Origin of the sequence: Streptomyces sp. NBC_00872 (assembly GCF_045161915.1) — a bacterium.
Lineage (GTDB): Bacteria > Actinomycetota > Actinomycetes > Streptomycetales > Streptomycetaceae > Streptomyces.
The window spans coordinates 6808329-6820494 of record NZ_CP108806.1 but is presented as its reverse complement, the minus strand read 5'-3'; the positions used below and the strand labels follow the sequence as shown (position 1 = coordinate 6820494).

Genomic DNA, 12166 nt, shown 5'->3' with positions numbered 1-12166 from the left:
TCAGCCCTGTCCGCCGTTGTACACCTGGCCGTTCAGGCCGATCTGGATGACCGTGCCGTACTGGCCCCCGCTGATCGTGTTGTATACGTCCCGGGCCTGCTGGGCCGGGAGCGTAGGGGTCAACTCGGCTACGAGGGCGCGCAGTTCGGCGGCGGCCTCGGGGTCGGCGCGCAGTGTGCGGCGCAGCCGGTTGCGCCATTCCACGCGGAGGTCCTCGGCCGTCTGCTCGTCGCCGTCCCGCTCGGCCGCGGTCAGTTCGGCGCGCGCGGTGTCCAGTTCGGCTTCGATCGACTCCGGGGACGCCTGGCCCCGGCCTGCGAGGAATCCGACCACCCGGTCACGTGCCCGGGTCCAGCCGTCCGTCGTCATCTGCTGGACGAGCGCCGACGCGCCCGCCATCGCCAGTGTCACCAACTCGGCTTCCACCAGGCCCCCTTCGGCCGCCGATCGTCGTGGACAACCGAGCCTACCTGTCACCTGCCAAGCAGGGCGGTCAGCGCGCCGACCGGATCCGTGTCGGGGGTGCCGCGCGGCCACCAGTCCTCGCGGTCGCGGTCCGACTCGTATCCGTACCAGAGGCCGTCGCGGCCGAAGCGTAGTTGGAGGGACGGGGTGGAGAGCTGGTTGCGCCAGGGCCGGAAGTGCGGGAAGTCGGCGGCGGCGAGAGCGGGCCGGGCCCGGTCGAACGGACCCGCCGGCGGGTCCCAGGGCTCTTCCAGTACGGCCAGTCCCGCGAGGCCGCCCTGGTGCCAGGCGGCCACCGCGCGGGCCAGATCGGTGGGGGTACGGTCCAGTGCCCCGGCCAGATCGCGGTAGAGGGCGCGGGAGGAGGCGGTGAGCCCGGAACCGGGATGGGCGGCGGCCAGACGTACCGCGTCCTGCCAGGGGGTGAGGGCACCGACCGGGTCGAGCCCTGTGGTGAGGAACGTGTGCGCGCGGACCGCCGCCTCGGTGGCGAGGAGATCGAGCGCCAGCGGATCGGGCGCGCCGGGCACCTGCGGATAGACCGGCGGCCGGCCGGGCACCACGGGCACGGGGAACGGTGGCGGCAGCGCCGGGAGCGACCGCGGGCGAAGGGCGGCTTCGGCCGGGACCGTGGGCATGGCCGGTGCGGCCGAGGTCCGCTCGGCGGCGGAACGGGTGGCGTTGCGGCGGGTCAGATCGGCGAGGACTTCGCTCTCCCCGCGGCCGCGCATCAGAAAGAGGACGAAGGGGTCCTGGTCGAGGAGCCTCGCGGTCTGGTAGCAGAGAGCGGCGGCGTGCTTGCACGGATAACCGTCGTCCGGGCAGGAGCAGTCGGGGGTGAGATCGCCCGCCGACGGCAGGAGGTCGGCCGACGCGGCGAGAGCATGGGGCATCTCCTTGTCCAGGAGGGCCGCGATGTGGTCGGGGCGGGCCGCCGCGGCGTCGAGGAGCTCCTCCCAGTCGGCCTCGTCGAGCACCCGGAGCCGGATCTCCGTACGGTACGGCCGGGGCCTGGTCCCGTGCACATAGGCCGTGACCCGCCCGGGGGTGACGGTGATCGCGTCGACGAGGCCCCGGCCCGCGTAGGCACGGCCGCGCTGAAGACGTGCCGCGTCCAGCGCGGTGTCCTCCATGGACTCCACCCAGGCGTTCCCCCACCAGGTCGCGGCGAAGTCGCGCGCGGCCCCGGGCCTGGGCGGCAGGGCCGGGAACGTACGGCGCAGGTCGTCATGGCGCGGGGCACGCGCCGCGCGGCCTTTGCCGCCGGCCCGTCCGCCGCGTGAGGTCCTGGATGTACGCGTGCCACCGGTGGTGTCCGACGCGTCCGGGGTGTGCCGGGTGCCCGGGGCATACGGAGGGTCCGAGGCGTGGGGAGCCGTCATGGCAGCCTCCTCAGCGACACCAGATCGGCCAGTTCACGGTCGGTCAGCTCGGTCAGGGCCGACTCGCCCGAGCCGAGGACCGCGTCGGCCAGCGCCCGCTTGGACATCAGCATCTCCGCGATCCGGTCCTCGACCGTGCCCTCCGCGATCAGCCGGTGGACCTGGACGGGCTGGGTCTGGCCGATACGGTACGCGCGGTCCGTAGCCTGCTCCTCCACGGCCGGGTTCCACCAGCGGTCGAAGTGGACGACATGGCCGGCCCTGGTGAGATTGAGCCCCGTGCCCGCGGCCTTGAGCGAGAGGATGAAGACCGGGACCTCGCCGGACTGGAACCGGTCCACCATGTGCTCGCGCTCCGCCACGGGAGTACCGCCGTGGAGAAGCTGGGACGGTACGGCCCGGGAGGCGAGATGGGCGGAGAGCAGCCGTGCCATCGAGACGTACTGGGTGAAGACCAGCACCGAGCCGTCCTCCGTGAGGATCGTGTCCAGCAGCTCGTCGAGAAGAGCGAGCTTGCCGGAGCGGCCGGTCAGCCGGGCCGCGTCCTCCTTCAGATACTGCGCGGGGTGGTTGCAGATCTGTTTGAGCGCGGTGAGCAGCTTCATCACGAGACCTCTGCGTGCGATGCCCTCCGCCTCCTCGATGGCCGCCATCGTCTCGCGGACGACCGCTTCGTAGAGCGAGGCCTGTTCCCGGGTGAGGGCGACGGGGTGATCGCTCTCCGTCTTGGGCGGCAGCTCGGGCACGATGCCGGGGTCGGACTTCTTTCTGCGCAGCAGGAAGGGCCGTACGAGCCGGGACAGACGCTCCACCGCGTCCGCGTTCTCCACGTCCTTGACGCCGGCGCTCTTCGCGTTCTCCGCGTTCTCGACGATTCTGGCGTGGCGCGACCGGAACGCCTTGAGCGGGCCGAGCAGACCGGGAGTGGTCCAGTCGAGCAGCGCCCACAGCTCGGAGAGATTGTTCTCGACGGGGGTGCCGGTCAGCGCGACCCTGGCGGGCGACGGAATCGTACGGAGCGCCTTGGCGGTGGACGAGAAGGGGTTCTTGACATGCTGGGCCTCGTCGGCGACGACCATCCCCCAGGTGTGCGCGGCCAGTGCGTCGGCACTGCCGCGCATCGTGCCGTAGGTGGTGAGTACGAAGCCGCCCGCCACATCGTCCAGGGTGCGCCCCGCGCCGTGGAAGCGGTGCACCGGAACCCCGGGCGCGAAGCGGGTGATCTCGCGCTGCCAGTTGCCGAGGAGTGAGGCGGGGCAGACGACCAGCGTGGGAGCCGTACGGGCCCGGTGGAGATGCAGCGCGATGACGGTGACCGTCTTGCCGAGACCCATGTCGTCCGCCAGGCAGCCGCCGAGGCCGAGCGAGGTCATCAGGTCCAGCCAGGCGAGACCGCGTAGCTGGTAGTCGCGGAGCGTGGCGGCGAGGGCCGGTGGCTGGGGAACGGTGCCATGGTCTCCGGTGAGCCGGTCGCGCAGGGCCGCCAGCGCGCCCGTCGGCACGGCGTCCACCGTCTCGCCGTCCACCTCGGCGGTACCGGTGAGGGCGACGGCGAGCGCGTCGACCGGCTCCAGCAGGCCCAGCTCCCGTTTGCGCGCCTTGCGGACGAGCGCGGGGTCGACCACCACCCACTGGTCCCGCAGCCGCACGATCGGGCGGTGCGACTCGGCGAGCGCGTCCATCTCCGCCTCGGTGAGCGGATCGCCGTTGAGCGCCAACTGCCAGTTGAACTTGAGCAGTTCCTCACTGTCGAAGAACGGTGTGCCGTCCGTGGCCGAACCGGGCGCGGGGCGCACGACCGCGGCTGCCGTGAGCGTACGGGCCAGCTCCCTTGGCCAGTGGAGGGCGACGCCCGCCGCCGCGAGACGGGCGGCCCCGGGGCCGAGCAGGTCGTACAGCTCGTCCTCGGAGACTGCCAGCGCGTCCGGGACATCGCGCTCCAGCAGCCGGGCGAGGGGGGTCCATACGCGCGCGGCACGGCGGAGGGCGAGCATCGCGTCGATCCTGGCGCGCGGACCGAAGCTCTCGTCGCCCGCGCCCGCCCAGAGTCCGGCCGCGTCGATGACCAGGGTCGGGTCGGCCAGGCTGTGGACCTGGACGAGTGCGGTCCCCGCCCGCCGTACGACATCGTCCTGCCCGGCGCCGGCAGGGGCATCCGAATCGGAACCCGTGCGCGTGCCCATGTCCGTGCCGGAGCCCGGGTCCGTCCCGGTGTCCGCGCCGGCGCCCTCCTGATCGAACAGGTCGAACGCGGAAAGATCCAGCCGCAGCGAGACCCGCACCCCCGCGTCCATACCGGCCGCCGCCTCCGCCGCCCAGGTGCGGGCGCTCGGCAGGTGCTGGGCCGCTCGGGCCGCGAACGGCGCTCCCGCCGCGAACGCCGCGGCCGGGGTACGGGGCAGGGAGTCGGCCACGGCGTCGAGGAACGCCCGCACCAGGGCTTCCGGATCGGGCAGTCGCAGCGGACCCGGCCCCGGAAGCGGTACGGCGTGCGCCTCGGGGGGCATGGCCGCCGCGATGGCCCGCAACTGCGCGATGTCGTCGGCGTCGAGCGGGCCCGCCCGCCAGGCGTCGTGGTCGGACGCGGTGAGACCGGGCAGCAGTCTGCCGCGCGCGGCGAGCTGGAGCGCGTGGAGCGCGGCGGCGCCCCAGCAGGCGGCTGCCGGATGTGCCGCCTTGTCGCGCCGGGCGCGGACGAGCAGCGGAACGGCGTCCACGACGGGCAGCAGCACGGCGGGAACGGAGCTCGCGCGGACGGCTCCGTCCCCATGACTCCGTACGACGGTCAGCTCCTCCGCGCCGTCCACCGTCGTGCTGTCCACCGTCGTGCTGTCCGTCGGACCGTCGTGCTCCGCCGCGACGGGCAGTGCGCCCTCCGGAGCCCAGAAGGCCACCCGCCCCTCGCGCGGCAGTCCCGCGGGCAGGAAAACGGCCGCACAGCGCGTGAGCCCGGCGGTCATGGTCGTGGACAGGACGGAAGGCATGGCCGGTTCCGCCGAGGAATGAACGAATTGCGCCACAGCCGCCGACTCCTTCCCGCGCAAGATCCGATTACCTCTGCGAGTCTAGGCGGGGGGTCTGACAACGGGTCCAAGAACGGCGTTTTCGCAGCTCAGCGGGGTAGCGAATCAGACGCGCGGCTGGGTCGGCACGGGCTTCTGACGCGGCGCGGCCCGGGGCGGCGGCGCCTCATCGATCGCGTCCTCATCGATCGCCGCCTCGCCCATCGCGGCCTCACCTACGGGGGCCTCGCCTACGGGGGCCTCACCGAGCGGTGTCGCCGGGGCCAGCGCCTCGGACGCCTCGGAGCGCTCCGCGGCCTCGGACGAGGTCCGCGGTTCCGTCCGCGCTCCTCCCGAAGCGGACGGAACCGCGGACGGCACCGGGGCCCCCGAGACGGCCCTCACGGCCTGCGCCGCCTCGGCCGGCGTGGCCCGCTCAAGGAAACGCAGCAGCTCGACCGGGAAGGGCAGCACAAGTGTCGAGTTCTTCTCGGCGGCGACCGCCACCACGGTCTGGAGCAGCCGCAGCTGGAGCGCGGCGGGCTGTTCGGACATCTGCTTGGCCGCTTCCGCGAGCTTCTTCGACGCCTGTAGCTCCGCGTCCGCGTTGATCACCCGCGCGCGGCGCTCACGGTCCGCCTCCGCCTGGCGCGCCATCGACCGCTTCATCGTCTCCGGGAGGGACACATCCTTGATCTCAACCCGGTCGATCTGTACGCCCCAGCCGATCGCCGGGCTGTCGATCATCAGTTCCAGACCCTGGTTCAGCCTTTCGCGATTGGACAGCAGATCGTCCAGATCGCTCTTTCCGATGATCGACCGCAGCGATGTCTGCGCCATCTGTGAGACCGCGAACCGGTAGTCCTCGACCCGGATCACCGCGTCGGCCGCGTCCACGACCTTGAAGTAGATCACCGCGTCCACGCGGACGGTGACGTTGTCCCGTGTGATGCCGTCCTGTGCGGGCACGGGCATCGTCACGATCTGCATATTGACTTTGTGCAGCCTGTCCACAAACGGGACGATCATCGTGAATCCGGGCCCTCGCACACCCTCGCGGAGCTGGCCGAGCCGCAGGACCACGCCTCGCTCGTACTGCTTGATGACCCGCGCGGCGGATATCCCGTACAACCCGAGGGCACATATCGCCGCTATGACCGCTACAACCAGTTCCTGGACCATGACGGGTCCCCCTGACGCCGGAGCGAGGTGCTAATACCCACGGTATGCCCTGTATGACCCGGCGGTCGAGAAGCGGGTACAGGGTTCTACGGGCCAGTAGCGCAAGCCAGTAGCCAGTAGCCAGTAGCGCGGGCGGGGAGCCAAGGCGGGCAGGCGGCCAGTAGCGGGACACCACAGCGCGGCCGCTACCCCGGCCGGCCGCGCACCTCGTGCCGTGGGACGCCGGATCCGGCAGTGTGACCAGCACCGGGCTTCTCCGAGCCGACCACCGACGAGCCGACCAGGACCGCCCATGTCCGTGACAGATCACCGGCGCCGCCTCGGCACCGCCGCCGGGGCACTGTTCCTGTCCGTCTTCCTCGCGGGCTGCTCCGGCCTCGGCCAGAACGCAAGGGGCACCATCGCCTACAAGACGGAACAGCACCACGAGGTCCAGGTGTCCAACCCCCTGGTCAGGGGCTGCCACCGGCTGACATCCCCCGGAGCGGTCGAGCTCACGAACCGTACGCTCGTCGATCTCATGATGTACCGGTCGGCGAACTGCACCGGTGATCACACGACGTATATCGCCACCACACTGTCGGATGTGATCGCCCCCGGCTCCGGCCCCTGGCACAGCTACACGATCGTCCACTGACCGGGCTGGTCGAGGGGCTACCTGGGCACGGCCCGCACCCATGTCCCGTCGTCCGTCAGATAGCTGTCGACCACCAGTCCCGCCGCGTCGAGATATCCCTCGAAGGCCTCCTTCGTCAGCGGGCGCGACCGGAACGTCTGCGTCCAGCGGACGTCCGGGAAGACATACTCGGCGAGTACGGAGTTCACTCCGTCCCCGACGGGGTCGGAGGACACGATCCGTACCGTGCAACCGGCCGGATCCACCCGCTCCCTGGGGACCACGGTGTGCCAGTCGAGCCCCTCGCGCTGGATCAGTACGCAGCCGTCGTCGGCGACATGTCTGCGGCAGGTGCGCAGCAGACCGTCCCGTACGCGGTGCTCACCCACGTGCACCAGATACGACGCGAGCATCACCACATCGAATGTCTCGTCCAGCTCCAGCGACTCGATCGGGCTCTGTACCGTACGGGCGCCACGTATGCGCTCCAGCATCTCGGCGGACTCGTCCACGGCCGTGACGGCGAAGCCGCGCTCCAGCAGCGGATGGGTCACCCGGCCCGCTCCACAGCCCAGTTCCAGCACCGAGGCGCCCGCGGGCACGGCTGCCGCGATCACCTCGGGCTCGGTGCGGGCGGAGAGACGGGAGTACAGATCGACGGCGCACCCGTCCGGAGTGATGGCCCCCGGGCCGGTGCCCTGATGTCCCTGGCGATATCCCTGACGCGGTTGTCCCTGCCCCATCGATAAGCTCATGCCCCCGGAACGAGCGGCCCCCCGCGCCGGTTCCCCCGGTTTCGCCCCCTGGCGAGGACAAGACATCTTCGACATCGCCCGCCCCCGGGCCGGGTCGGAGTCCGCGTCCGCGGGTACACACGGGGTGGGAGGTGCGAGAGCCATGCGCACCGGAAGTGAACCGACCACCGCGCGCAGTCCGCTGCGTATGCGGCTCTGGCTGAGCATATGGGGCCTGATCTGGACCGCCCTCGGGACCAGCCTTCTCGCGGTCGCCGGGCGGACGGGATGGGCCGTCGCGTGCGGGGTGCTCTTCGTGATCGTCGCCACGGACCTGGTCCTGGTGGTGCGCCACATCCGGCAGGGGCCGCACTACCAGCCCGGGAGGGACATCCCTCCGTACGAGCCCGACCACGAGCGCGAGCGCCGGCCCGGGGACTACGGTCCCGACGGCGGCCGCGCCCGGCACCGGGTTCCCGACAAGGGCCGGCATGACGACGGCCCGGGACACGGCTGGTACGGGCGGCACAGACCATGACCCACCCGTGACCCACCGGTGACCGCCTGCCGCGAACGGCCAGATCGGCGCCGCGCGGGCTGATGGCTACGGCCCGGTGCGGTGCGGTGCGGCCCCGTACGAGTCAGCCGTCCGACGACGGCATGTCCCCCTCGGCGCCGCCACGGCTGTCGGAATCGAACTGCGCGGCCTTCACATACTCCGGCTTGGGATCGAGCGCCGCCGCCAGCCGGAAGTGCCGTTTCGCCGGCTCGGGCCGGCCCGAGCGCTGGAACGTCCGGGCCAGCGCGAAGTGCGCGAACGCGTTGTCCGGCTCACGCTCCAGCACCAGCTCGAATTCGAGTTCGGCAGGGCGCAGCTGCGCCGCCGCGAAGAACGCGCGGGCGCGCAGCAGCCGGGCCGCCGTGTTCTCCGGGTGGGCGGCGATCACCGAGTCGAGCAGCTTCACGGCTCCCCGTGGATCCCGTGCGGCCAGGAGTTGCTCGGCCGCGCGATAGTCGATGATGTGGGTCTCCGGGCTCTCGGGCACGGTTCGCATCCTTTCCTGGCTGCTCCTGGCTGCGCGCTTTCAACGCCAGCGCGTCGGTCGCTGTTCGGCACCCCGTCGCGTCGGTCAGCGGTCGGCCGCCGCGCGCTCGGTCAGTTCCTTCCACACCTCGCGAACCCGCGGTTCCAGCCGTTCCAGCGGTCCGTCGTTGTCGATGACGACATCCGCGACCGCGCGGCGCTCCTCACGGGTCGCCTGCGCGGCCATCCGGTCGCGCGCCTCGGACTCCGCCATCCCCCGCTGCCGTACGAGCCGGTCGAGCTGTGTCTCCGGCGAGGCGTCGACCACGACGACCAGGTCGAAGAGCCCGGCCATGCCGTTCTCGACCAGCAGAGGCACATCGTGCACCACGATCGCGTCCGGCCCGGCCTCGCTCTCCAGTTCCGCCGAGCGGGCACGGACCAGCGGATGAACGATCGCGTTCAGCGCGCGCAGACGGTCCTGGTCGGCGAAGACGATCGCGCCGAGGCCGGGGCGGTCCAGACGCCCGTCCGCGGTGAGCACCTCGGGACCGAACTCCGCGACCACCGCCGCCAGACCCGGCGTCCCCGGCTCTACGACCTCGCGTGCGATCCGGTCGGAATCGATCACCACCGCTCCGTAACCGGTCAGCAGACGGGAGACTTCGCTCTTGCCCGCGCCGATCCCACCCGTGAGTCCCAATCTCAGCATGCGCTCAGCCTAGGGCGTGTCGTCACGGTCCCGTCCGCCGGTACACCGAGCGGCCGCACGGCTCCAGCGGCTGCTGGACACCGTACGGCCGTGAACACTCACGAGCGGAAGCGCGGAAATCGCCAGGACGGGCGGGCGACCCCGCCCACGGAACTCGTCAGGACGGTCAGGCTCCGCCGCCCTCGCCCTCCCGCTCCGCGAGGAACTTCTCGAATTCCCGGCCGATCTCGTCGGCGGACGGCAGCTCCGCCGGCTCGGCGACCAGATTGCCGCGGGTCTCGGCGCCCGCGATGGCGTCGTACTGGTGCTCAAGTCCCTGGACCATCGAGACGAGTTCCTCGTCGCCCTCGCCGAGCTGCCGCTCGATCTCGGTCTGGGTGCGCTGCGCCTCCGTACGGAGGGAGTGCGCGATGCTCGGCAGCACCAGCCCGGTCGCCGCGGTGATCGCCTCCAGCGCGGTCAGCGCCGCGTCGGGGTACGAGGACCTGGCCACATAGTGCGGTACGTGCGCCGCGACACCGAGGACATCGTGGTCGGACTCCATCAGCCGGTACTCGACGAGCGACTCGGCGCTGCCGGGCACCTGGGCCTCGTCGAAGGCGTTGCGATGCCCCGGCATGAGGTCGGTGCGGTTGCCGTGCGGGGTGATACCGACGGGGCGGGTGTGCGGAACGCCCATCGGGATCCCGTGGAAGTTGACGGACAGACGCACGCCGAGGCGGTCCACGATCTGCTGTACGGCGAGCGCGAAACGCTCCCACTCCACATCGGGCTCGGGCCCGGAGAGCAGCAGGAACGGCGCACCGGTCGCGTCCTGTACGAGCCGTACGTCGAGCGTCGGCGTCTCAAAGGCCGTCCAGCGGTCGCGCCGGAAGGTCAGCAGCGGACGCCGGGCGCGGTAGTCGACCAGCCTGTCGTGGTCGAATCGGGCCACCACCTGGTGCGGCAGCGACTCCAGCAGGTTCTCGACGATCTGGTCGCCGGTCTCACCCGCGTCGATATAGCCGTCGAAGTGGTACAGCATGACCAGGCCCGCCGACTCCTGTGCCAGCGCCACATCGACGACGGCCAGGCCCTTGGGCTCCCATTCGTACAAACCCTGCGGATCAAGCACGATTACCGCTCCTCCTCGTGTTCGTAACGAAGAACACGTCATGGGGCGCAGGCATTCCCCACGCCCCATGTCACAAACCCGCGGTCATGAAGCGCGCCCCCGGATCATCCGCTCGCGCCCCGTCCTCCGACGGCGCCCCGAACGCGCCCCCGGCGCCGGGGGCCGGCTCCGGGGAGGTCCGGAGCCGGCCCCCGGACGTCAGGAGTCAGCCGTCCTGCGTCAGGCGTCCGGTGTCAGGCGTCCGGTGTCAGGCGAGAACGCGTGCGTGCAGCGCCGTGACCGTCTTGCGGGCGGAGGTGAAGGCACCGTGCTGCCAGGCGTCGGCGTACGAGAGATGGTCGCCGGCGAAGTAGACATGCCCGGTGGGCTTGTTGAGCGGGTCGAAGACGGGCGCGTCGGGCCCGCCGGACAGGGAGTGCCAGGACGCCTCCAGATAGGGGGTCTGCCGCCAGTGGTGGGAGAAGGACGAGGCGAGTTCGCTGCGGTACTTCTCGCCATGGATCTTCACGCCCTGCGCCACGGCGCGCGCCTCGCGCTCGCGCGGTGTGAGCTGGGCGTACGAGTCGGCCGACGCGCCCGTGTTGTAGTACCCGACGATCAGACCGCGCCGGCCGTGATGCCCGTAGGACGGATACCAGATATGGGCCAGATCGAGATCGGTCTCCGTGATGCCGCCGTAGATCCGGTGATCGCTCTCCCACCAGCGGCTGCGGTATTCGAGCCCGATCTTGCCGGCCGACGACGGCCGGCAGGCCTCCAGGGCCGTCTGTACGGCGGGACCGAGATTGTGCGCGGTCTTGGCGAGGATGTTGGGCGGCAGCGCGGCGACGCAGTAGTCCGCGTGGATGGTGCGGACACGCCCGTCCGCACGGTAGGTGACGGTCACGCCGTGCGCCGTGTCCGTGATCTTCTCCACGGCCGCGCCGGTTCTGATCCGGTGCCCGCCTATCGCCCGGGTCAGTGCCGCCGGTATCCGGTCCATACCGCCGACGGGCTGGAACATCAGCATCGCCTGGTCGTAGCCGAATTCGAACGAGAAGTAGCGCCCGACCCCGCTGGAGAAGACCTCGGACGCCGAGGGCACCGGGCCCAGTTCGACGCCCGGGGTTCCGGCCGCCCCCGGGTCCACGCTGTAGCCGCGGCGCTCGCTGCCGGTGTAGGTGAGCCGGGAACCGATGTCCCCGAAGCTTCTGAGGAATTCGAGCAGCCGCTCCTGGTCCTCGGCGGTGATCTCCCCGTCCAGCGCGCCCTTTCCGGCCGCCTTGGCGAGCAGTTCGGAGACATAGCCGTACATGTCCGCCTTGGCGGTGCGAAAGCGCACGGGGGCGGTCATGCCCGCCTTCTCGTTGTAGATGTACGCGTTGGCGTTGGAGTTGGTGAACACCTCGACGGGAACGCCCAGTTCACGGCAGTAGTCCATGGTGACCATCCACTGCGGGATACGGGCGGGTCCCGCGTTCAGATACTGGCCGTCGCTGAACCGCGCCGTCTGGCGGTTGCCGTACAGATCGAGGTTCGAATCCCCGCCGCGCACGGTGAAGTTGCGCCCGCCGGTGCGGTCCCGGGCCTCCAGGACCGTACAGTCGTATCCCGCTTTGCCCAGTTCATAGGCGGCGGTCAGCCCGGCTATGCCGCCGCCGACGATGACGACTCCGGCCGCGCCCCGGCCCGTGAGGGTGAAGTCGCTCTTCCGGGGCGCGCGGAAGACGGGTTCGCGGCTCGCGGCCTCGGCGGTGGGGGCGAGACCCAGGGCCCCCATGGTGGCGAGCATCGCCCCCGCTCCCCCGGAGATGCCCACCTGCCGCAGAAATCCGCGGCGGGTGGTGCCCGTGCCCGTCATGGTGTTCGGCGCGTGACTCATGTCCGTTACCCCTTCCGGCTGTTCAGATGTGCCGGGATCCTGGCAACGGCTTGTTACGGCTCGTCAGATGCGTG

The 12166-nt window shown here is 71.2% G+C and carries 11 protein-coding genes; 2 read left to right on the top strand and 9 right to left on the bottom strand.

What is annotated here, in order from left to right; all coding sequences use genetic code 11:
- The 4 genes from OG214_RS29120 to OG214_RS29105 all read right to left on the bottom strand — a co-directional run bounded on the left by OG214_RS29120 (position 1) and on the right by OG214_RS29105 (position 6031).
- Entirely contained in the window at positions 1-426 is a 426-nt protein-coding gene (locus OG214_RS29120; protein WP_405986403.1) for a hypothetical protein, read from the bottom strand.
- Positions 427-473: 47 nt separating this feature from the next.
- Positions 474-1847 carry an SWIM zinc finger family protein gene (locus OG214_RS29115; RefSeq protein ID WP_363080109.1) on the bottom strand — a complete coding sequence of 458 codons (1374 nt, stop codon included), beginning with the start codon at positions 1845-1847 and terminating at the stop codon, positions 474-476.
- Positions 1844-4831 carry a DEAD/DEAH box helicase gene (locus tag OG214_RS29110; protein ID WP_405986402.1) on the bottom strand — a complete coding sequence of 996 codons (2988 nt, stop codon included), beginning with the start codon at positions 4829-4831 and terminating at the stop codon, positions 1844-1846. Before OG214_RS29110 ends, OG214_RS29115 begins: the two co-directional genes overlap by 4 nt.
- A 144-nt stretch (positions 4832-4975) precedes the next feature.
- Complete coding sequence (locus OG214_RS29105) at positions 4976-6031, bottom strand: SPFH domain-containing protein (RefSeq protein WP_405986401.1); 1056 nt, start codon at positions 6029-6031, stop codon at positions 4976-4978.
- A 292-nt stretch (positions 6032-6323) separates the two neighbouring features.
- On the opposite strand from OG214_RS29105, the gene OG214_RS29100 reads away from it, so the two are divergent.
- Positions 6324-6668, top strand: a complete 345-nt coding sequence (locus OG214_RS29100) for a hypothetical protein (protein WP_363080113.1) — start codon at positions 6324-6326, stop codon at positions 6666-6668.
- A 17-nt stretch (positions 6669-6685) separates the two neighbouring features.
- Here the strand turns inward: OG214_RS29100 and OG214_RS29095 are convergent, their stop codons facing one another.
- Positions 6686-7390, bottom strand: a complete 705-nt coding sequence (locus OG214_RS29095; RefSeq protein ID WP_405986400.1) for a class I SAM-dependent methyltransferase — start codon at positions 7388-7390, stop codon at positions 6686-6688.
- A 154-nt stretch (positions 7391-7544) separates the two neighbouring features.
- Between OG214_RS29095 and OG214_RS29090 the strand changes: the two genes are divergently transcribed.
- Positions 7545-7919: a DUF6343 family protein gene (locus OG214_RS29090; protein ID WP_405986399.1), complete on the top strand. Its 375-nt coding sequence runs from the start codon at positions 7545-7547 to the stop codon at positions 7917-7919.
- A gap of 103 nt (positions 7920-8022) precedes the next feature.
- On the opposite strand, the gene OG214_RS29085 is transcribed toward OG214_RS29090, so the two are convergent.
- The 4 genes from OG214_RS29085 to OG214_RS29070 all read right to left on the bottom strand — a co-directional run bounded on the left by OG214_RS29085 (position 8023) and on the right by OG214_RS29070 (position 12002).
- Complete coding sequence (locus OG214_RS29085) at positions 8023-8427, bottom strand: tetratricopeptide repeat protein (RefSeq protein WP_363080116.1); 405 nt, start codon at positions 8425-8427, stop codon at positions 8023-8025.
- Between the two features lie 84 nt (positions 8428-8511).
- Complete coding sequence (gene coaE / locus OG214_RS29080; RefSeq protein ID WP_405986398.1) at positions 8512-9117, bottom strand: dephospho-CoA kinase; 606 nt, start codon at positions 9115-9117, stop codon at positions 8512-8514.
- A gap of 166 nt (positions 9118-9283) precedes the next feature.
- Positions 9284-10231, bottom strand: coding sequence for a PAC2 family protein (locus tag OG214_RS29075; RefSeq protein WP_363080118.1), 948 nt, complete (start codon positions 10229-10231; stop codon positions 9284-9286).
- A gap of 247 nt (positions 10232-10478) precedes the next feature.
- A complete protein-coding gene (locus OG214_RS29070) occupies positions 10479-12002 on the bottom strand; it encodes a flavin monoamine oxidase family protein (protein ID WP_405987648.1) in 1524 nt (507 codons plus the stop codon).
- Positions 12003-12166: the final 164 nt, after the last annotated feature.